The organism is Rhizobium sp. Leaf321 (genome assembly GCF_001423215.1).
In the GTDB taxonomy this organism is placed as follows: Bacteria; Pseudomonadota; Alphaproteobacteria; order Rhizobiales; family Rhizobiaceae; genus Neorhizobium; species Neorhizobium soli.
Genome location: NZ_LMOF01000008.1, coordinates 561640 through 584762, shown reverse-complemented (window position 1 = coordinate 584762; position 23123 = coordinate 561640). Strand labels below are relative to the sequence as shown.

General features: G+C 61.8%; 13 protein-coding genes. All 13 read left to right on the top strand.

Annotated elements, in window-relative coordinates; genetic code table 11:
• The first annotated feature begins 194 nt into the window (after positions 1 to 194).
• The gene (locus ASF70_RS19770; RefSeq protein WP_062582192.1) at positions 195 to 1220 is read left to right on the top strand and encodes a sugar ABC transporter substrate-binding protein; all 1026 of its coding nucleotides are present in this window, start codon (positions 195 to 197) and stop codon (positions 1218 to 1220) included.
• A 190-nt stretch (positions 1221 to 1410) separates the two neighbouring features.
• Positions 1411 to 2490 (top strand): ABC transporter permease, encoded by a 1080-nt coding sequence (locus ASF70_RS19765; RefSeq protein ID WP_062461017.1) that lies wholly within the window; start codon positions 1411 to 1413, stop codon positions 2488 to 2490.
• The gene (locus ASF70_RS19760; protein ID WP_062461891.1) at positions 2490 to 3281 is read left to right on the top strand and encodes an ATP-binding cassette domain-containing protein; all 792 of its coding nucleotides are present in this window, start codon (positions 2490 to 2492) and stop codon (positions 3279 to 3281) included. Before ASF70_RS19765 ends, ASF70_RS19760 begins: the two co-directional genes overlap by 1 nt.
• 302 nt (positions 3282 to 3583) lie before the next feature.
• A complete protein-coding gene (locus ASF70_RS19755; RefSeq protein WP_062582190.1) occupies positions 3584 to 6943 on the top strand; it encodes a transglutaminase family protein in 3360 nt (1119 codons plus the stop codon).
• Positions 6944 to 7036: 93 nt separating this feature from the next.
• Positions 7037 to 9424 carry a circularly permuted type 2 ATP-grasp protein gene (locus ASF70_RS19750; RefSeq protein ID WP_348270997.1) on the top strand — a complete coding sequence of 796 codons (2388 nt, stop codon included), beginning with the start codon at positions 7037 to 7039 and terminating at the stop codon, positions 9422 to 9424.
• A gap of 17 nt (positions 9425 to 9441) precedes the next feature.
• Positions 9442 to 10320, top strand: coding sequence for a transglutaminase family protein (locus ASF70_RS19745; protein ID WP_062582185.1), 879 nt, complete (start codon positions 9442 to 9444; stop codon positions 10318 to 10320).
• 136 nt (positions 10321 to 10456) lie between these two features.
• Complete coding sequence (locus ASF70_RS19740; protein WP_062461028.1) at positions 10457 to 11677, top strand: TadE/TadG family type IV pilus assembly protein; 1221 nt, start codon at positions 10457 to 10459, stop codon at positions 11675 to 11677.
• Between the two features lie 221 nt (positions 11678 to 11898).
• Positions 11899 to 14361 carry a glycogen/starch/alpha-glucan phosphorylase gene (locus ASF70_RS19735; RefSeq protein ID WP_062582182.1) on the top strand — a complete coding sequence of 821 codons (2463 nt, stop codon included), beginning with the start codon at positions 11899 to 11901 and terminating at the stop codon, positions 14359 to 14361.
• A complete protein-coding gene (gene glgB, locus ASF70_RS19730; protein WP_062582180.1) occupies positions 14361 to 16568 on the top strand; it encodes a 1,4-alpha-glucan branching protein GlgB in 2208 nt (735 codons plus the stop codon). The genes ASF70_RS19735 and glgB overlap by 1 nt, the downstream gene beginning before the upstream one ends.
• Positions 16569 to 16586: 18 nt before the next feature.
• Positions 16587 to 17849 carry a glucose-1-phosphate adenylyltransferase gene (glgC, locus tag ASF70_RS19725; RefSeq protein WP_062461037.1) on the top strand — a complete coding sequence of 421 codons (1263 nt, stop codon included), beginning with the start codon at positions 16587 to 16589 and terminating at the stop codon, positions 17847 to 17849.
• Between the two features lie 13 nt (positions 17850 to 17862).
• A complete protein-coding gene (glgA, locus tag ASF70_RS19720; RefSeq protein ID WP_062582178.1) occupies positions 17863 to 19308 on the top strand; it encodes a glycogen synthase GlgA in 1446 nt (481 codons plus the stop codon).
• A 1-nt stretch (position 19309) separates the two neighbouring features.
• Complete coding sequence (locus ASF70_RS19715; protein WP_062582176.1) at positions 19310 to 20938, top strand: alpha-D-glucose phosphate-specific phosphoglucomutase; 1629 nt, start codon at positions 19310 to 19312, stop codon at positions 20936 to 20938.
• A gap of 204 nt (positions 20939 to 21142) precedes the next feature.
• Positions 21143 to 23086, top strand: a complete 1944-nt coding sequence (gene glgX, locus ASF70_RS19710) for a glycogen debranching protein GlgX (RefSeq protein WP_062583098.1) — start codon at positions 21143 to 21145, stop codon at positions 23084 to 23086.
• Positions 23087 to 23123 lie beyond the last annotated feature (37 nt).

Below are 23123 nucleotides of genomic sequence, written 5' to 3'. Positions count from 1 at the left end.
ATATGCCACCGTGGATAAATAATTCAATCGGAATTAATTATTGACAGCTCATGGAAAACTGGTCTTAATCCGGGCTGCAGAGGACATGGGAGGCTTGGAGACGGCGCTCGTCGAATTCGATGGCACCCGGTGTTTCTGAACATTTGCATCAATCGCCCCAAGCTTGGGGAAAAGATCTCTCGGGAGGAGATATCATGAAAAAGACTGTGCTTTCTGGCGCCTTTGCGGCGCTTGTCCTCGGCGTTGCGTTTTCCGCTCCGGCGCACGCAGCCGACGTCTCCGCCTGCCTCATCACCAAGACAGATACCAATCCGTTCTTCGTGAAGATGAAGGACGGTGCGACCGCGAAAGCCAAGGAACTCGGCGTCACGCTGAAATCCTATGCCGGCAAGATCGATGGCGATTCCGAAAGCCAGGTTGCCGCGATCGAAACCTGCATCGCCGATGGCGCCAAGGGTATTCTGATCACCGCGTCCGACACCAAGGGCATCGTGCCGAACCTCAAGAAGGCCCGCGACGCCGGCATGCTGATCATCGCGCTCGACACGCCGCTGGAGCCGATCAATGCGGCCGATATGACGTTTGCGACCGACAACCTTCTGGCCGGCAAGCTGATTGGCCAGTGGGCCAAGGAAACGCTCGGCGACAAGGCCAAGGAAGCCAAGGTGGCCTTCCTCGACCTTACCCCGTCGCAGCCTTCCGTCGACATCCTGCGCGACCAGGGCTTCATGATCGGTTTCGGCATCGATCCGAAGGATCCGAACAAGATCGGCGACGAAGACGATCCGCGCATCGTCGGCCATGACGTGACCAACGGCAATGAAGAAGGCGGTCGCACCGCGATGGAAAACCTTCTCCAGAAGGATCCGACCATCAACGTCGTTCACACCATCAACGAACCGGCAGCAGCCGGCGCCTATGAAGCGCTGAAGGCCGTCGGTCGCGAGAAGGACGTGCTTCTGGTCTCCGTCGACGGCGGCTGCCCAGGCGTCAAGAACGTTGCCGGCGGTGTCATCGGTGCAACCTCGCAGCAGTATCCGCTGCAGATGGCGTCGCTCGGCATCGAGGCGATCAAGAAGTTCGCCGATACCGGTGAAAAGCCGAAGCCGACTGCCGGCAAGGATTTCTTCGACACAGGCGTGACGCTCGTGACCGACAAGCCGGTTCCCGCGATCAAGTCGATCGACACCAAGGAAGGTCTGAACAAGTGCTGGGGCTGATCCCCACCTGCATTTGAAAGATCAAACCACTACCCTCCCCGCAACGGGGAGGGCTTGATCCGGCGGCAACCGCTCAGACAATCCCTGCGTCCGCCGCAAGTCTTCTCCCACCGGGGTGGGAGAGATGGCCGGCAGGCCGGAGAGGGTCTCTCACTGTCGAGCGACAACGGAATTTCTCGGAGGAACATCCATGACCGAGCCAACGGCGGCATCGCCGCATCATGACTACGAAAAGGTTCTGAAGGACAGTTCGACCGACGTCGCATCCTTCGACGGCGACAAGAAAACGCCAGTCCAGAAATTCCAGCACTTCCTGCACACCAGTCCGTCGGCGGTTTCGCTGATCGTCCTCGTCGCAGCCCTGCTGGTGTTCGGCATCCTTCTCGGCGGAAAATTCTTCAACGCCTTCTCCCTGACGCTGATCCTGCAGCAGGTGGCAATCACCGGCATTATCGGCGCGGCACAGACGCTTGTCATCATGACCGCCGGCATCGATCTTTCGGTCGGCGCCATCATGGTCCTCTCCTCTGTGGTCATGGGCCAGATGGTCTTCCGCTACGGGGTTCCTGTTGAAATCGCCATTCCCTGCGGCTTCGCGGTCGGCGCGATTTGCGGCTTCATCAACGGCTTCCTGATCGCCCGCGTGAAACTGCCCCCCTTCATCGTCACGCTCGGCATGTGGCAGATCGTGCTTGCCACCAACTTCCTCTATTCGTCCAACGAGACGATCCGCTCGCAGGAAATCGAGGCGACGGCTCCGCTTCTGCAGTTCCTCGGCACGACGTTCAAGGTCGGCGGCGCCGTCTTCACCTTCGGCGTCGTCGCGATGGTGCTGCTGGTCGCCGTGCTCTGGTACGTGCTCAACCAGACCGCCTGGGGCCGCCATCTCTACGCGGTCGGCGACGATCCCGAAGCGGCAGAGCTTTCCGGCGTCAACGTCAAGCGCATGCTGATTTCGGTCTACGTTCTGGCCGGCACCATCTGCGCGCTTGCCGGCTGGGTCTCGATCGGCCGCAACGGCTCGGTTTCCCCGACGGTCGGCCAGTTCGCCAACATCGAATCGATCACCGCCGTGGTGATCGGCGGCATATCGCTGTTCGGCGGCCGCGGCTCGATCCTCGGCATGGTGTTCGGCGCCCTCATCGTCGGCGTGTTCTCGTTCGGCCTTCGAATGCTCGGCACCGACGTGCAGTGGACCTACCTCCTGATCGGCGTGCTGATCATCGCCGCCGTCGCAATCGATCAATGGATCAGAAAGGCAGCCGGCTGATGGCACGCGATCCGAACACTCAACCCATCCTGGCCGCCCGCGGCCTGGTCAAGCGCTACGGCCGCGTGACCGCCCTCGACAACGCCGATTTCGACCTCTATCCGGGCGAAATCCTCGCCGTCATCGGCGATAACGGCGCCGGCAAGTCGTCGCTGATCAAGGCGATCTCCGGCGCGATCCGTCCAGACGAGGGCGAGATCACGCTCGAAGGCAAGCCGGTCCAGTTCCGCTCGCCGATCGAGGCCCGCGATGCGGGCATCGAGACCGTCTACCAGAACCTCGCGCTGTCGCCGGCGCTCTCCATCGCCGACAACATGTTCCTCGGCCGCGAAATCCGCAGCAAGGGCTTCATGGGCAAATACCTGCGCAAGCTCGATCATGGCGCCATGGAAAAATTTGCCCGCGGCAAGCTCTCCGAACTCGGCCTGATGACCATCCAGAACATCAACCAGGCGGTGGAGACCCTCTCGGGCGGCCAGCGCCAGGGTGTGGCGGTGGCCCGGGCTGCTGCCTTCGGTTCCAAGGTGATCATCCTCGACGAACCGACGGCGGCGCTTGGCGTCAAGGAAAGCCGCAAGGTGCTGGAACTGATCCTCGACGTGCGCTCGCGCGGCATTCCGATCGTGCTGATCAGCCACAACATGCCGCATGTCTTTGAAGTGGCCGACCGTATCCACATCCACCGGCTCGGAAAACGACTGACCGTCATCAACCCGAAAGACTACACGATGTCCGACGCCGTCGCCTTCATGACCGGCGCCAAGGTCCCGACGGAAGCCGTCGCCGCTTAGCGGAAATACCTGGGAATGCCCACTCCCCGCTCGCGGGGATTGGGCACGTACCCTGATCTGACTCTGAGCGCGCAGCCTGCGTCCTTCTCCCCGCCCGCGGGGAGAAGGTGCCGGTAGGCGGATAAGGGGCAATCTCAGCCGGATGACCCTTACCCGGCACAACGATCGAAAACCGAACGAAGCTCACCTTTCGACGTGAGCGGGAAAACAGCCTGCCCCGCCTTGCATTCTTTTCATGCATTGCACAAACTCGCGGCAACGATGACGTAACGGCCCGTTCAACAAGGCCGGCAAGGGGCATAATGTCGATCAAGGCGAGCATCTACCACCTCACCCATTACAGCTATGACAGGCCGGTCCGCATGGGGCCGCAGATCATCCGGCTGAAGCCCGCCGCCCATTCCCGCACAAAAGTGCTGTCGCATTCCCTGAAGGTCACGCCGGAGAATCACTTCGTCAACCTGCAGCAGGACCCCTACGGCAACTACCTCGCCCGCTTCGTGTTTCCCGAACCGGTGACCGAATTCAAGATCGAGGTCGACCTCGTCGCCGACATGACGGTCTACAATCCCTTCGACTTCTTCGTCGAGGAAGAGGCGCAGGCCTGGCCGTTCACCTATCCGGCCGACCTCATCGAAGACCTGTCGATCTACCGCACGCCCGAGCCGCCGGAACCCGCCCTCGTCGAATATCTGAAGACGCTGGACATGTCGCCCGGCCAGCCGACCGTCGATATGGTGGTCGGTATCAACGCCCGCCTGCAGCAGGCGATCGGCTATGTCATCCGCATGGAACCCGGCGTCCAGACGCCCGAGCAGACGCTGACCTCGGCAATGGGCTCCTGCCGCGATTCGAGCTGGCTGCTGGTGCAGATCCTGCGCCATCTGGGCTTCGCCGCCCGTTTCGTCTCCGGCTACCTCATCCAGCTGACGCCGGACCTGAAGGCGCTCGACGGCCCCTCCGGCACCGAAGTCGATTTCACCGATCTGCATGCCTGGTGCGAAGTCTATCTGCCAGGCGCCGGCTGGATCGGCCTTGATCCGACATCGGGCCTGCTGACCGGCGAAAGCCACATTCCGCTGGCCGCCACGCCCCATTACCGCAACGCCGCGCCGATTTCAGGCGGTTACTTCGGCGAGGCCAACACCTCGTTCGACTTTGCCATGAACGTCACCCGCGTTGCCGAGCATCCGCGCATCACCAAGCCCTTCTCGGATGACAGCTGGGACGCGCTGAACGATCTTGGCGAACAGGTGGACCGCGTGCTGGAAGCCCAGGACGTGCGCCTCACCATGGGCGGCGAACCGACCTTCGTGTCGATCGACGACTTCGAATCCGACGAATGGAACACCGGCGCCGTCGGCCCTACCAAGCGCGAAAAGGCCGACGTCCTCATCCGCAAGCTGCGTGAAAAATTCGCGCCGGGCGGCTTCCTGCATTACGGCCAGGGCAAATGGTATCCGGGCGAAAGCCTGCCGCGCTGGACGTTCTCGCTCTACTGGCGCAAGGACGGCAAGCCGATCTGGAGCAATCCGGATTTGGTGGCCGAAGAAGGCCGCGACTATGGCAGCGGCGAACAGGACTCGCAGCAATTCCTGACGGCACTCGCAGCGGAACTCGATATCGGCGCAGAGATGGTCGTGCCCGCCTATGAGGATCCGGCCGAGTGGATCATCAAGGAGGGCTCGCTGCCTGATAATGTCGATCCATCCAATTCGAAACTCAAGGACCCGGAAGAGCGCAACCGCATTGCCCGCGTCTTCGAACGCGGCCTGACCAACCCGTCGGGTTATATCCTGCCTGTTCAGGCCTGGCAGTCGCATGCGAGAGGCGGCAGCATGGGCACAAAGCGCTGGATCAGCGAAAAATGGAGCACCCGTCGCGGCAAGATCTTCCTTGTGCCCGGCGACAGCCCGGTCGGCTACCGTCTGCCGCTCGGCACGCTTCCCTATATTCCGCCATCGCAATTCCCATACATCCACGAAGCCGATCCCTCGATCCCCCGCACTGCCCTGCCCGACGTGATCGTCCCGCCCGGTCACGAGGCGACCGAAGGCCGCGCGATGCCGGAGCAGTCGTTCACGGCCGGCGACCCGGTCAATCCCGGCCGCGTCGAGCAGACGCTGGGTGAAATCGGCGGCGCGGTGCGCACGGCAATTTCCGTCGAGCCGCGCGACGGCCGGCTCTGCGTTTTCATGCCGCCGGTCGAAAAGATAGAGGACTATCTCGAACTGATCGCGGCCGCCGAAAATGCCGCGACGAAGCTCGGTCTCGCCGTCCATATCGAAGGCTACGCGCCGCCGCATGACGAGCGCATCAACGTCATCCGCGTCGCGCCCGATCCTGGCGTCATCGAAGTCAACATCCATCCGGCCGCAAGCTGGAAGGAGACGGTCGAGACGACCACGGCGATCTATGAGGAGGCCCGCCAGAGCCGTCTCGGCGCCGACAAATTCATGATCGACGGCCGCCATACGGGCACCGGCGGCGGCAATCACGTCGTGGTCGGCGGCGCCAATCCCAACGACAGCCCGTTCCTGCGTCGCCCGGACCTGCTGAAAAGCCTCGTGCTGCACTGGCAGCGCCATCCGGCACTGTCCTACCTGTTCTCCGGCCTGTTCATCGGACCGACCAGCCAGGCACCGCGTCTCGACGAGGCCCGTCACGATTCGATGTACGAGCTCGAAATCGCGATGGCGCAGGTGCCGATGCCGGGCCAGGGCGCAGCACCGCTGCCATGGCTCGTCGACCGGCTGTTCCGCAACCTCTTGACCGACGTCACCGGCAACACGCACCGTTCCGAAATCTGCATCGACAAGCTGTTTTCCCCTGACGGACCGACCGGCCGTCTGGGCCTCGTCGAATTCCGCGGTTTCGAAATGCCGCCGAATGCGCGCATGTCGCTCGCCCAGCAGCTGCTTGTCCGCGCGCTGATCGCCCGCTTCTGGAAAAACCCGGTTCAGGGCCGGTTTACCCGCTGGGGCACGGCGCTGGCGGACCGGTTCATGCTGTCCCACTACATCTGGGCCGATTTCATGGACGTGCTGGCGGACCTTCGCGAAAACGGCTTCGACCTCAGGCCCGAATGGTTCGAGGCACAGCTCGAGTTCCGCTTCCCCTTCTTCGGCGAGGTCGAGTACGAAGGCGCCAAGCTGGAACTGCGCCAGGCGCTGGAACCCTGGCATGTGATGGGCGAACAGGGCGCGATCGGCGGCACGGTGCGCTATGTCGACAGTTCCGTGGAGCGCCTGCAGGTGCGGCTCGAAACCAGCAATCCGCAGCGCTATACCGTCGCCTGCAACGGCCGCGCCGTGCCGTTGACGCCGACGGGCATATCCGGCGTTTCGGTCGCCGGCGTGCGCTTCAAGGCCTGGCAGCCGTCATCGGGCCTGCATCCGGTATTGCCGGTCAATACGCCGCTGACATTCGATATCTATGATACATGGTCCAGCCGCTCGATCGGTGGCTGCATCTATCATGTTGCCCATCCGGGCGGTCGCAACTATGAGACCTTTCCGGTCAATGGCAACGAAGCGGAAGCGCGAAGGCTCGCACGGTTCGAACCGTGGGGACACACGGCCGGCAGTTATGCTTTGATGCAGGAAATGCCATCGCCCGAATTTCCGCTGACACTCGATCTGCGCCGGCCACCCGGGATTTGAACGGACCACCTGGGTTTTAACTGGAGTTGACAGCAAGCCATGTCCAACGGACCGGCAACAGAGAGCGCCAAGGCGGAAGCAGGCGTTGGCGAGATCGGCATTGACCCGATCCTCGGCTACGCCGCCTTGGCCGGCGTCACCGACGAGATGCTGGACGCCGAAGGCCGTATCAAGCCGGTGTGGGAGAACCTGATCGCGCATCTGAGCCGTCTCTCGGAAGCCGAGCTGCACGAACGGTTTGCCCGCGCCGACCGCTACCTCCGCGATGCCGGCGTGTTCTACCGCACCTATGCCGCACCCGGCAGCACGGCCGGCAGCGGCAGCGGCGAACGGGCGTGGCCGATCAGCCATATTCCGGTTCTGATCGCAGAAAAGGAATGGGAAGAGATCTCCCGCGGCCTCAAGCAGCGCGCCGACCTTCTCGAAGCGATGCTTGCCGATATCTATGGCGACAACAAGCTGGTCGAGGAAGGCTTCCTGCCGCCGCAGCTCGCCGCCGGCAACCCGGAGTTTCTGCGTCCGCTGGTGGGCATAAAGCCGGTCAGCGGCCACTACCTGCATTTCTGTTCGTTCGAAATCGGCCGCGGCCCGGATGGCGACTGGTGGGTTCTGGCAGACCGCACGCAGGCCCCGTCAGGCGCAGGCTTTGCTCTCGAAAACCGCGTCGCCACCACACGCGCGCTGTCGGATATCTATGCCGAAAGCCATGTCCACCGCCTCGCCTCCTTCTTCGGCGCGTTCCGCGATGCGCTGCAGAGCCACAAGCAATATCCCGACGACCGGATCGCGGTTCTTTCCCCCGGCCCCGCCAACGAAACCTATTTCGAACACGCCTATATCGCCCGCTATCTCGGTTTCATGCTTCTGGAAGGCGAGGACCTGACCGTTCTCAACAACCGCGTCATGGTCCGCACTGCGGCGGGTCTCAAACCCATCGGCGTTCTCTGGCGCCGCCTCGACGCGTCCTATGCCGATCCGATGGAATTGAACCAGAGCTCCCATATCGGCACGCCCGGCATGGTGCAGGCGCTGCGGTCCGGGTCGCTGACACTGGTCAATGCGCTCGGATCCGGCATTCTTGAAACCCGGGCGCTTCTCGCCTTCATGCCCGCCATCTGCCGCCGCCTTCTCGGCGAAGCGCCGATCATGCCGTCGATCGCGACCTGGTGGTGCGGCCAGAAGGCCGAGCGGGAGCACGTTGCTAAAAATATCGGGCGGATGGTGATCGGTCCGGCCTATTCCGGCCTGCCCTTCTTCGACGACAACGGCCAGTCGGTGCTCGGATCGTCCTTGAGAGAGACCGCAAGAGAATCGATCGGCGAGTGGCTGTCGAGCGAAGGCGCCAAGCTCGTCGGCCAGGAAGTCGTGACGCTGTCGACGACGCCTGCCTATGTCGACGGCAAGCTGGTCCCGCGTCCGATGTCGCTGCGCGTCTTTGCCGCCCGCACCGAAGATGGCTGGCAGCTTATGCCCGGCGGTTTTGCCCGTATCGGCTCCGGCGACGACGTGGCCGCAATCGCCATGCAGGCCGGCGGCACCGCGGCCGATGTCTGGATCGTTTCCGACAAGCCCGTCGACAAGCCGACCCTGCTGCCGCCCGAAGAAAGCTTTACCCGCAACATGCCGGGTTCGCTACCGTCGCGCGCCGCCGACAATCTCTTCTGGCTCGGCCGCTATATCGAGCGCTCCGAAGGTGCGTTGCGCATCCTGCGCTCCTGGCACCTGCGATATGCGGAATCCGCAGATCCGGACGCGCCGCTTCTGGTCGACGTCGCCGGTTATCTGAAATCGATCGATATGGACATGGCGAAGGCCGTGCCGGCGCCGCTTCTGTCCCACCTCAACAGCGCCATCTATTCGGCCAGCAACATCCGCGACCGCTTTTCGCCGGATGGCTGGCTGGCCCTGACGGATCTTGCCAAGACCACCAAGCGCTTTCATGAGACCGCACAACCGGGCGATGATGCCGCCCATGCCAGCACCATCCTTCTGCGCAAACTGGCGGGTTTTGCCGGTCTCGTGCATGAAAACATGTATCGCTTTACCGGCTGGCGTTTTCTTTCCATCGGTCGCTACCTTGAGCGCGGCCTGCATATGACGCGGTTGCTCGCCCACATGTCCGGCCCGGACGCACCGGATGGTTCGCTCGACATGCTGCTTGAAATCGGCGACAGCGTCATGACCCACCGTCGGCGCTACAACGTCAACACCGCGCGACTGACGGTCGCCGACCTCTTGGCGCTCGATCCGCTCAACCCGCGCTCCATCCTGTTCCAGCTGGCCGAGATCCGCACCGAGGTCGAGCAACTGCCGAATGCCGTTTTCAACGGCCAGATGTCGCCCTTCTACAGGGAAGCGATGCGGTTGCATTCGGGCCTCGCGGTCATGACCCCTGAGGGCATGGATGTGGAGGTTTATCGCAAGCTCGAGCAGGAGCTTGAACGGCTTTCCGATATTCTCGCCCGAACCTATATCAACTGAGCGGGAGAGGACACGCCATGCTTTACGACCTCTCCATGCACATGGGCTATGTCTATGACCAGCCGGCCTCGGTCGCACGGCATGTGATCCGCGTCCTGCCCCTGTCGCTGCCCGGCCGCCAACGGCTGATTGCAGGCACGATCACCGTCACGCCGAACGCAGAGGAGAAAGCCACCTTCATCGATTTCTTCGGCCAGCAGGCGACCTCAATCCTGCTGCGCGCGCCGCATGAACGGTTCGATATCCGTATGCAGGCGCGCGTCATGGTCGAGACCCCGACGATCTCCGCGGATCTGTCGCCACGGCTTGATGGCTTGAGGCGGGAGCTTGCAGCGTATCTTAGCGTCGACGGCAGCTCGCCGCACAACCTGACGGGCGCAAGCCCTCGCCTGCCCGAAGATCCGCAGATTGCCGCCTATGCCCGCGACGTCGTCAAGCCGGACCAGACGGTGCTGGAGATCGCAAAGGAGCTCTGCACCCGCATCTACGACGACTTCAAGTATGACTCCAAGGCGACCAAGGTCGACACAACCCCGCGCGAGGCCTTCAAGCTGAAGCGCGGCGTCTGCCAAGACTTTGCCCATATCATGATCACGGCGCTGCGCAGCCTCGGCATCCCCGCAGGCTATGTTTCGGGCTTCCTGCGCACTCTGCCGCCCCCGGGCAAGGAGCGTTTGGAAGGCGCGGACGCGATGCATGCCTGGGTCAAGGTCTGGTGCGGCGAGGCGGTCGGCTATGTCGAACTGGACCCCACCAACGACATCATGGCCGGCACCGACCATATCGTCGTCGCCTACGGCCGTGACTATTCCGATATCGCACCTGTCATCGGCGTGCTCAAAGGTTACGGAAATCGAAAGATCATCCAGGCGGTTGATGTGATACCGGTCAGATAGACCCGTTTTGGCGCTGAATCGTCGTGTTGGTTCAATTTTTAAGGGTTGATTTAGCGGTTCCTCCACCCGCTCCGCGCTATCAAGACCACGTGTTAGTGCAAATGAGTTGCGCGGTTACGGCACGGGGGTAAGTGCGATGACAGCATCAATTTGGACGCGGTTTGCCAAGAACCGCGACGGAAATTTCGGCCTTATGACAGCGGTACTCCTGCCCATCCTCCTGGGTTCGGCGGGCGTCGCGCTTGATTTCACCAATGCCATGCAGATCAAGAGCAAGATGCAGGGTCTGGCGGATTCCGCGGCACTGGCAGCTGCCTCATCGATGGCCCAGAAAGGCATGAACGAGAAGGACGCCCAGGAACTGGCGACCGACTACCTTGCCGGCCAGATCCTTGCCAATGGCATAGACGCGAACGCCACACCTGAAGAAAAGGCAGCGCAGCAGGAGGCGATCCGCAAGGCCACCGCCGTCAGCGCCAAGACCACCAACAACAGCGCTTCCAGCAAGGGCTATACGGTGGCGCTCAACACCAAGTACACGATGAAGCTGAACCCGATCACCAGCATGATCGGCGGCCAGTCCATCACACTGAATATTGCGGCCACGGCATCCAGCAGTTCGGAAACGACCAACGGCATCTCGATGTACCTGGCGCTTGACCGGTCCGGCTCGATGTCCTTTGTCACCAGCGACAGGAATACACTGCGGTCCTACTGTGACAACTACACCAACGCTGACTGGCCGTCGGTCGCCTTCTACTGGCCCTGCTACATCCGCAAGATCGAGGCCCTGCAGACGGCGGCAACGGGGCTGTTCACGTCGCTGAAGACGTCCGACCCGAAAAATACGCTGATCCGTGTCGGTGCGGTTTCCTACACCGATGAGACGCAGTCTCCGACACCGATGACATGGGGCACGACCGAGGCTGCCAAGTACGTGGCGGCGCTTCCAAGCGTTCCGACCGGCGGCACCGATGCCAGCGGCGCGATGACCCTCGCACTGAATGCACTGAAATCGAGCAACACGACCGAGGCAACGGCGCATACGGCCAAGGGCAATGCCACCTTCAACCGCTACATCGTGCTGATGACGGATGGCGAAATGACCGGCAAAAGCGCCAACTGGAATCCGGCGCTGGACAGAACAGTGCGCAGCCAGTGCGAAACCGCCAAGGCCGATGGCATCAAGATCTTCACCGTTGCCTTCATGGCGCCGGACAAGGGCAAGTCGCTGCTGAGCACCTGCGCAAGCGCCAGCGACTACTATTACGAGCCCGAAGACATGACCGATCTCGTCAACGCGTTCGGCGATATCGCCAACAAGGCGGCAAAATCCGCGGTTCGCCTCACCAACTAGGCGGCAGTCTAAGTCTCTCGGAACGTTTGATTATTTGCAGAACCCCGTCCAACCGGCGGGGTTTTGCTTTTTTGCGATTTTACATGCCCATGACATATTTCAAGACCAATATCATTGCCCGTTGCAAGCGTTTCGTAACGGTGCATAACTGGTTTCCCAGATCTTCAACGAGGGTCCGAATCGGACGCAATTCTCACGCTTAACCAGAAAGTTAGCGCGACATGGACAAGACCTCTTCTAACGTCGAACTCCCCTTTCCGGCACCACGCAGCTCCCGGCCTGAAATCATGGCAGAGGAGATCATCGAGCGCCTGACCTATCGGATCGGCAAGGATGCGCAGGTCGCCAAGCCGCATGACTGGCTGACAGCAACGATCCTGGTGGTGCGCGACCGCATTATCGACCGGTGGATGGATTCGACCCGCAAGGTCTACAAGACAGGCGAGAAGCGCGTTTACTATCTATCGCTGGAATTCCTGATCGGCCGCCTGATGCGCGATGCCGTCAGCAATCTCGGCCTGATGTCGGAAATTCGCGATGCGCTGACATCGCTCGGCGTCGATGTGGCTGTCATTGCCGGCCTCGAACCCGACGCAGCCCTCGGCAACGGCGGCCTCGGCCGTCTCGCCGCCTGTTTCATGGAGAGCATGGCAACCGTCGAGATCCCGGCCTATGGCTACGGCATCCGCTACGTCCACGGCCTGTTCCGTCAGCAGATGGCCGATGGCTGGCAGGTGGAACTGCCGGAAACCTGGCTCGCCCACGGCAACCCCTGGGAATTCGAGCGCCGCGAAAGCTCCTACGAAATCGGCTTCGGCGGCACGGTGGACACGGTCGGCGGTTACGACGATGCGCCGCGCTATGTCTGGAAGCCGGCCGAACGCGTCATCGCCATGGCCTACGACACGCCGATCGTTGGCTGGCGTGGCAAGCGCGTCAACACGCTGCGCCTCTGGTCGGCCCAGCCGATCGATCCGATCTTGCTCGATGCCTTCAACGCCGGCGACCACATCGGTGCGCTGCGCGAAAGCAACAAGGCCGAAAGCCTCACCCGCGTCCTCTACCCGGCCGATGCCAATCCGGCCGGCCAGGAACTGCGCCTGCGCCAGGAATTCTTCTTCTCCTCGGCCTCGCTCCAGGACATCCTGCGCCGCCACCTGCAGCAGTATCCGGATTTCACCAATCTTCCCGACAAGGTCGCGATTCAGCTCAACGACACCCATCCGGCGATTTCGATCGGCGAACTGATGCGCCTTCTGGTCGACATCCACGGCGTGGATTTCGACGAGAGCTGGGAAATTGTCCGCAAGACCTTCTCCTACACCAACCACACGCTTCTGCCCGAGGCGTTGGAAAGCTGGCCGGTACCGTTGTTCGAGCGCCTGCTGCCGCGCCACATGCAGCTCGTCTATGCGATCAACACCAAGATCTTGCTGGAAGCGCGCAAGCTGAAGAACTTCTCCGAAACCCAGATCCGTTCGATCTCGCTGATCGACGAGGGCGGCGAGCGCCGCGTGCGCATGGGCAACCTTGCCTTTGTCGGCTCGCATTCGATCAACGGCGTTTCGGCCCTGCATACGGACCTGATGAAGGTCACTGTGTTCCAGGACCTGCACACGCTCTATCCCACCCGCATCAACAACAAGACCAACGGCATCACCCCTCGCCGCTGGCTGATGCAGTGCAATCCGGGCCTCACTTCGCTGATCCAGGACGCCATCGGCGACAAATTCCTTGATGACACCGAGGCGCTGACAGATCTTGAGAAATTCTCAAGCGACAGCGCGTTCCAGGACAAGTTTGCGGCGATCAAGCGCACCAACAAGATCGCACTTGCCAATCTGGTCGGCAGCCGCATGGGCATCAGGCTCGATCCGTCGGCCATGTTCGACATCCAGATCAAGCGCATCCACGAATACAAGCGCCAGCTCCTCAACATCATCGAGGCGGTAGCGCTCTACGACCAGATCCGCTCGCATCCGGAACTTGACTGGGTGCCGCGTGTCAAACTGTTCGCCGGCAAGGCGGCGCCGAGCTACCACAACGCCAAGCTGATCATCAAGCTGGCCAACGACGTCGCTCGCGTCATCAACAACGACCCATCGGTGCGCGGTCTCCTGAAGATCGTCTTCATACCGAACTACAACGTGTCTCTCGCCGAGATCATGGTCCCCGCGGCCGATCTTTCCGAGCAGATCTCGACGGCCGGCATGGAAGCGTCGGGAACCGGCAACATGAAGTTTGCCCTGAACGGGGCACTGACGATCGGCACGCTCGACGGCGCCAATGTCGAAATGCGCGACCATGTCGGGGAAGACAACATCGTCATCTTCGGCCTGAAAGCCGACGAGGTGCAGAAGGTCCGCGACGAGGGCCACGATCCCCGCGCCGTTATCGACCAGTCTCCGGAACTTGCACAGGCCCTGAATGCCATCGCGACCGGCGTGTTCTCGCCGGATGACCGGTCGCGTTTCACGGTCCTGATGGACGGGATCTACAATCACGACTGGTTCATGGTTGCCGCCGACTTCGATGCTTACGCAGCAGCGCAGCGCAGCGTTGACCAAATCTGGTCGGACCCTAAATCATGGTATTCGAAGACTATTCTCAACACCGCCCGCATGGGTTGGTTCTCCTCCGATAGAACCATTCGCCAATACGCGTCGGAAATCTGGAGAGCCTGATGACAAAAGCGCCGCGTACGCTCGATGACGGGAGAGCTCCTGGAGAAATCCCGTTATCCGAGATCGAGGCGATTTTGGAAGGCAGGCATACAAACCTCTTTGCCGTTCTCGGCCTGCACAAGGTCGGGGACGTCTACAGGGTCCGCTGTTTCATCCCCGGCGCCGAGGCCGTCACGGCCACGGCGCTGAACGGCACGGAACTGGGCGAACTCACCTGCCGCCACGAAGCCGGTTATTTCGAAGGCATCGTCTCCGCCTCGCAACGCCAGCCCGTCCGTTATCGCGCCCGCCGCGGTGATGACGAGTGGGCGGTGACGGACCCCTACTCGTTCGGCCCGGTTCTGGGACCGATGGACGATTATTTCGTCCGCGAGGGATCGCATCTTCGCCTGTTCGACAAGATGGGCGCCCATCCGATGAAGCACGAGGGCGTCGAGGGATATCACTTCGCCGTCTGGGCACCGAATGCCAAGCGCGTCTCTGTCGTTGGCGATTTCAACACCTGGGATGGCCGCCGCCACATCATGCGGCTGCGTCAAGACACCGGCATCTGGGAAATCTTCGCGCCCGATATCCTGGCTGGCACCCCCTACAAGTTCGAGATCGTCGGCAGCGACGGCGAAGTTCTGCCCCTCAAGGCCGACCCTTACGCCCGGCGCGCCGAAATGCGCCCGAAGACGGCGTCCGTCACCACGCCGGAACTGGTGCAGAAGTGGGATGACGAGGCGCACCGCGAATTCTGGGAAAAGGCCGATCATCGCCGTCAGGCGATCTCGATCTACGAAGTGCACGCCGGTTCATGGCGCCGCAAGCAGGATGGTTCGTTCCTCTCCTGGGACGAGCTTGCCGCCGAACTCATTCCCTACTGCACCGACATGGGCTTTACCCATATCGAATTCCTTCCGATTACCGAACATCCCTATGATCCGTCCTGGGGCTACCAGACCACCGGCCTCTATGCTCCGTCGGCCCGTTTCGGCGAGCCGGAAGGCTTTGCCCGCTTCGTCAACGGCTGCCACAAGGTCGGCATCGGCGTCATCCTCGACTGGGTGCCCGCCCACTTTCCGGTCGATGCGCACGGGCTTCGCCATTTCGACGGTACCGCACTCTACGAGCATGAAGATCCGCGCCAGGGTTTCCACCCCGACTGGAACACGGCGATCTACAATTTCGGCCGACTGGAAGTCCTGTCCTACCTCGTCAACAACGCGCTCTACTGGTCGGAGAAATTCCACCTCGATGGCCTGCGTGTCGATGCGGTTGCCTCGATGCTCTATCTCGACTATTCCCGCCGCGAGGGCGAATGGGTGCCGAACGAATATGGCGGCCGCGAGAACCTGGAATCTGTCCGCTTCCTGCAGAAGATGAATTCGCTTTCCTACGGCAATCATCCCGGTGTGATGACCATTGCCGAAGAATCCACATCCTGGCCCAAAGTCTCGGCGCCGGTCCACGAAGGCGGTCTCGGCTTCGGGTTCAAGTGGAACATGGGTTTCATGCACGACACGCTGAGCTATCTCGCGCGCGAGCCTGTTCACCGCAAGCATCACCACAGCGCCATCACCTTCGGCATGGTCTACGCCTATTCCGAAAACTTTGTCCTGCCCCTCAGCCATGACGAAGTCGTGCACGGCAAGGGGTCGCTGATCGCCAAGATGGCCGGCGACGACTGGCAGAAATTCGCCAATCTGCGCGCCTATTACGGGTTCATGTGGGGTTATCCCGGCAAGAAGCTGCTGTTCATGGGCCAGGAATTTGCCCAGTGGAGCGAATGGAGCGAGGAGCGGTCGCTGGACTGGAACCTGCTGCAATACAGCCCGCACGAAGGCATGCGCCGTCTCGTCCGCGATCTGAACTTCTGCTACCGCTCCAAGCCCGCCCTGCATGCCCGCGATTGCGAGAGCGAAGGGTTCCGCTGGCTGATTGCCGATGATGCCGAAAACTCCGTGTTTGCCTGGCTGCGTATGGCGCCGGGGGAAAAGCCGGTGGCGGTGATCACGAATTTCACCCCGGTCTACCGGGAAAATTACCGTATTCCCTTGCCAAGCGAGGGCAGATGGCGGGAAATCCTCAACACCGATGCCGAGATCTATGGCGGCACCGGCAAGGGAAATGGCGGACGCGTGCAGGCGGTGAATGCGGGAGGAACGATCACCGCCGACATCACGTTGCCGCCTCTGGCGACGATCATGCTGGAATTGCAATAACGACCGGGAGGGAGAACCATGAACGACAAACGCATACAGCCACTCTCACGCGACGCGATGGCCTATGTCCTGGCCGGCGGCCGCGGCAGTCGCCTGAAGGAACTGACGGATCGCCGCGCCAAGCCAGCGGTCTACTTCGGCGGCAAGGCGCGCATCATCGATTTCGCGCTGTCGAACGCGCTGAATTCCGGCATCCGCCGCATCGGCGTTGCGACCCAGTACAAGGCGCATTCGCTGATCCGCCACATGCAGCGCGGCTGGAACTTCCTGCGTTCAGAGCGCAATGAAAGCTTCGACATCCTGCCCGCCTCCCAGCGCGTTTCGGAAACGCAATGGTATGAAGGCACGGCCGACGCAGTGTTCCAGAACATCGACATCATCGAAGGCTACGCGCCGGAATACATGGTCATCCTTGCCGGCGACCACGTCTACAAGATGGACTACGAGTACATGCTGCAGCAGCACGTGAACTCCGGCGCCGACGTCACCGTCGGTTGCCTCGAGGTTCCGCGCATGGAAGCCACGGGCTTCGGCGTCATGCATGTCAACGAGAAGGACGAGATCATCGATTTCGTCGAAAAGCCGGCCGACCCGCCGGGAATTCCCGGCAATCCCGATTTCGCGCTGGCCTCGATGGGCATCTACGTCTTCCACACCAAATTTCTGATCGAAGCGCTGAAGCGCGACGCGGAAGCCGAAGGCTCCAGCCGGGACTTCGGCAAGGATATCATTCCCTATATCGTCGAGCACGGTAAGGCCGTCGCGCACCGCTTTGCCGATAGCTGCGTCCGGTCCGATTTCGAGCGCGAGCCCTACTGGCGCGATGCAGGGACGGTGGACGCATACTGGCAGGCCAATATCGACCTGACAGAAATCGTGCCCGGCCTTGATCTCTACGACAAGTCCTGGCCGATCTGGACCTTCGGTGAAATTACCCCACCGGCAAAGTTTGTGCATGACGACGAAAACCGCCGCGGTTCGGCAACATCCTCGGTCATTTCCGGCGACTGCATCATTTCCGGTTCGTCGCTCAACCGAAGCCTGCTGTTTACCGGCGTGCGTGCCAATTCCTATTCCAAGCTCGAAGGCGCGGTTGTGCTGCCGAACGTGCGGATCGGACGACGCGCCCAGCTTCGCGACGTCATCATCGACCACGGCGTGACCATTCCGGAAGGCCTGATCGTCGGAGAGGATCCCGAACTCGATGCCAAGCGCTTCCGCCGCACCGAGAGCGGTATCTGCCTGATCACCCAGGCGATGATCGACAAGCTCGAGCTGTGAACGGGATCCTCCGATGAATGTTCTGTCGGTCGCGTCCGAAGTCTTTCCGCTGGTAAAAACCGGCGGCCTCGCCGATGTGGCCGGCGCACTGCCGCTGGCACTCAAGAGCCAGGGCGTCTCGATGAAGACCCTGATGCCGGGCTATCCGGCTGTCATGCGGGTGCTGAAGGATGCAAAACTCGTCATGAGTTTCGACGACCTTCTCGGTGCCAGTGCCGATATCCTCGAAGTCACGCACCAGGGGCTAGACCTCCTGGTGCTCGACTGCCCCATGTTCTTCGACAGGCCGGGCGGCCCCTATCTCGATCAGACGGGCAAGGACCATCCCGACAACTGGAGACGCTTCGCGGCACTGTCCAAGGCGGGTGCGATCATCGCGCAGGACGGTATCGCGGGCTGGCGGCCCGACATCGCACATGTCCATGACTGGCAGGCGGCCATGCTTCCGGCCTTTATGCGCTACTCGGAAACGCCCGAAATCCCGACGCTGATCACCATTCACAACATCGCGTTCCAGGGCATGTTCGGCGCCGATATCTTCCCCTTTCTCGGTCTGCAGGACCATGCCTTTGCGATGGACGGGATCGAATATTTCGGCGGCATCAGCTATTTGAAAGCCGGGCTGGAGACGAGCTGGGCAATCTCTACCGTTTCTCCCTCCTATGCCGAGGAAATTCTGAGCGGCGAATACGGCATGGGGCTCGAGGGTCTGCTCTCCCGCCGCTCCGTGGATCTGACGGGTATCGTCAACGGCATCGACGCTGAAATCTGGGACCCGGAAACCGACATCAACCTGCACACCCGCTACGGTGCCGAAAGCCTTGCAAGCCGCGCCGGCAACAAGCGGGCGATCGAGGAGCGGTTCGGCCTCGTCGAAAGCGACGGTCCGCTGTTTTGCGTCATCTCCCGCCTCACCTCGCAGAAGGGCATGGATCTGCTGGCGCAGGAGATCGACAACCTTGTCGAAGCCGGCGGCAGGCTGGCGGTGCTCGGCTCCGGCGATCAGGCGCTCGAAACCGCATTTCACGCCGCTGCAGGCCGCCATCCGGGCAGCGTTTCGGTTCTGACTACCTATGACGAGCCGCTGTCGCACCTGCTTCAGGGCGGCTCCGATGCCATCATCATCCCCTCCCGGTTCGAGCCGTGTGGCCTTACCCAGCTCTACGGTCTGCGTTACGGCTGCATCCCGGTCGTTGCCCGCACCGGTGGCCTCAACGACACGGTCATCGACGCCAGCCCCGCCGCACTCGCTTCGAAGGCCGCAACCGGTGTCTCCTTCGGCCCGGCAACAGCCGACAATCTTGGCCGCGCCCTGCGCCGCGCCATCCGTCTCTACAAAGACCCTGATGTCTGGACGGAAATGCAGAAGCAGGGCATGAAATCCGACGTTTCCTGGGACAGGAGTGCTGGCCTCTATGCCGCGCTCTATTCCGATCTACTTGCAAGAAAAGGCATTTGAGATGATCAAAACCGTATCGACCACGCCCTATCAGGATCAGAAGCCTGGAACCTCCGGCCTGCGCAAGAAGGTGCCCGTCTTCGCCCAGGAAAACTACGCCGAAAACTTCATCCAGGCGATCTTCGACAGCCTCGAGGGGTTTGAAGGCAAGACGCTGGTGATCGGCGGCGACGGCCGCTATTACAACCGCGAAGTCATCCAGAAGGCGATCAAGATGGCCGCGGCTTCCGGCTTCGGCAAGGTCATGGTCGGCCAGGGCGGTATCCTGTCGACGCCGGCCGCCTCCAACATCATTCGAAAATACCACGCCTTCGGCGGCCTGATCCTGTCGGCCAGCCACAATCCCGGCGGTCCGAACGAAGATTTCGGCATCAAGTACAACACCGGCAATGGCGGCCCGGCGCCTGAAAAGATCACCGACGCGATCTTTGCCCGCACCAAGGTGATCGACACCTACAAGATCGTCGACTCCGCCGATATCGACCTCGACGAAGTCGGAACGTTCAAGATCTCCGGAATGGAAGTCCAGGTCATCGATCCGGTCGCTGACTATGCCGAACTGATGGAGCAGCTGTTCGATTTCGTGGCAATCCGCGCCCTGCTTGCGAGCGGCGTCCGCATTGCTATCGATTCGATGGGCGCCGTCACAGGCCCCTATGCCGTGGAAATCTTCGAGAACCGGCTTGGCGCGCCCGAGGGCTCGGTACGCAACGCGATCCCGCTTCCCGACTTCGGCGGTCATCATCCGGACCCGAACCTTGTCCATGCCAAGGAACTCTATGACGACGTGATGAGTAAGAGCGGCCCGCATTTCGGTGCCGCCTCCGATGGCGACGGCGACCGCAACATGGTCGTCGGCAAGGGCATGTTCGTGACACCGTCGGACAGCCTGGCGATCATCGCAGCAAACGCGACGCTCGCACCGGGCTACGCCAAGGGTATTGCAGGCATTGCCCGTTCGATGCCGACAAGTGCGGCAGCCGACCGCGTGGCCGAAAAGCTGAAGATCGGCATGTACGAAACGCCGACCGGCTGGAAGTTCTTCGGCAATCTGCTCGATGCCGGCAAAGCCACCGTCTGCGGCGAGGAAAGCTTCGGCACCGGTTCCGACCACGTGCGCGAAAAGGACGGCCTCTGGGCGGTTCTGTTCTGGCTGAATATCATGGCAGCCAGAAACGAGAGCGTCGCTGAAATCGTCAAGTCGCATTGGGCCGAATACGGCCGCAACTACTATTCCCGCCACGACTACGAGGAAGTGGATTCGGATGCAGCGAACGCTCTCGTGGCGGCCCTGCGCGAAAAGCTCCCGACGCTCCCCGGCCAGACCTTCGGCGCACTCAAGGTCGAATTTGCTGACGATTTCGCCTATCTCGACCCGATCGACGGCTCCGTTTCGAAGAACCAGGGCATCCGCATCCTGTTCGAAGGTGGCTCCCGCGTCGTGTTCCGCCTGTCGGGCACCGGCACGTCGGGTGCGACGATCCGCGTCTATGTCGAGCGCTACGAACCCGATGCCAGCCGCCACGACATCGAGACCCAGACGGCGCTCGCCGACCTGATCGCAGTGGCAGACGAGATTTCGGATCTCAAGAAGCGCTCCGGCCGGGATGCCCCGACGGTGATCACCTGATCGAGGCTGCCGGGTGACATTGCCCCTCATCCGGCGACAGCAACCTTCTCCCCGCAATCGGGGAGAAGGATTTGCCGCAGCGACACGGGACCCTACTTCCATAGGACATGTCTCTTCTTCCCACCAAGCCGAGAGAAGGCAGGCTGATTGTCAGCCGCGAACGCACGGTCGCTGGCGAAATGGATGAGCGATAAGGAACCCGATATGTCTCACGCACACGCTCAAAGACGCGGCGCTGTTCTCCTGGATAAGATGGCGGAATTCTCGGTCTGGTCGCAGCATGCGGAAAAGATCGAACTCTGCCTGTTCGATGCCGATGGCGAGACGGAAACCGCCCGCCACCCGATGACGCGCGGCGACGACAACCTTTACCGCATCGACCTTCCCTCGATCAGACCCGGCCAGCGCTACGGTTTTCGTGCCCATGGCATCTATGATCCGGATAAAGGCCTCTGGTTCGACCCGTCGAAACTGCTTGTCGACCCCTACGCCAAAGAACTCGACCGCCCCTTCGTCTACGATCCGAACCTCTCGCAGTTCCACTTCGACACGGCCGGCCTGGTGCCCAAGGCGATCGTCACGGAGCACGTCGCAGCCAAGATCGAGGCGCCGCGGTTTAACGCCGGCGGACTGATCTACGAAGTCGCCGTAAAACCCTTCACCATTCTCCACCCCGACGTGCCGGAAGATATCCGCGGCACGGTCGCGGCGCTCGCGCATCCAGCGATCATCGCCCATCTCAAAAGGATCGGCGTCGACGCGATCGAGCTGATGCCAATCACCGCCTGGATCGACGAACGGCACCTCCCGTCGCTGGGTCTCACCAATGGCTGGGGCTACAATCCCATCGCCTTCATGGCGCTCGACCCGCGCCTTTGCCCGGGCGGGGTTGAGGAACTGCGCGACACCGTCGCCACCCTGCACGAGGCCGGCATCGGCGTCATCCTTGATCTCGTGTTCAACCATTCGGGCGAAAGCGATCGCTACGGTGCCACGCTGTCGATGCGCGGGATCGACAACCTCGCCTACTATCGCCACGCGAAAGACGAGCCGGGCCTTCTCATCAACGACACCGGTACCGGCAACACGCTCGCCTGCGACCATCCCGAAGTCCGGCGCCTGATCGTCGATACGTTGCGCCATTTCGTGATCCACGCTGGCGTCGACGGCTTCCGCTTCGATCTGGCGCCGATCCTCGGTCGCACCTCGAACGGTTTCGACGCCGATAGCGAAACGCTGACCGCGATGCTCGAAGACGAGGTCCTGAAAGACCGCGTCATGATCGCCGAACCCTGGGATATCGGCCCCGGCGGCTATCAGCTCGGCAATTTTCCGGAAAAATTCCTCGAGTGGAACGACCGCGCCCGCGACGACATCCGCCGTTACTGGCGCGGCGACGAGTGGACGACAGGCGCGCTCGCCACCCGGCTTGCCGGCTCGTCTGACCTTTTCTCCGGACACACGCGCACGGTCAATTTCCTCGCCGCCCATGACGGCTTCACGCTGATGGATCTCGTGTCCAACGAGCACAAACACAATGAGGCGAACGGCGAAGACAACCGCGACGGTCACGGCGACAACATGTCCTGGAACAACGGCACCGAAGGCGTGACCCGCGACCGCGATATCCTCGCCGACCGTCGAAGGGACGCCGAAGCCCTGCTCTCGACGCTGTTTGCCAGCCGAGGCACGATCATGCTGACGATGGGCGACGAGGCCGGCCGCTCCCAGCGCGGCAACAACAACGCCTATGCGCAGGATAACGAGATCACCTGGATGGACTGGGCAACGCTCGACGAGGCGCTGGTCGAGCACACGGCAATGCTTTCAGCTCTCCGCAAGCGGTTCTCCGTATTCTCCGAAACCAGCCTGCTCACGGGCGATGGCGATATCGAATGGATCTCGCCAAGCGGCCAGCCGATGCAGGTGTCCGACTGGGAAAACCCCGCCAATCCGGTCCTCGGTTTCATGCTGAAAACCGACGATGCAACGACCGGAAAAACCACGCGGCTCGCCATCATCATCAACCGCGGCCACACCCCGCAAACCTTCGCCCTGTCCGACCCGAACTGGCGTAGTTATCCTCAGAACCAGCCGTGGGATACGGCACTTGCCCCCCGGTCGGTCCGCTTTTGCATCGAAAATTGATGCACTGCAAAAACCTGTCGCCAAGTCCTTTAAAGCC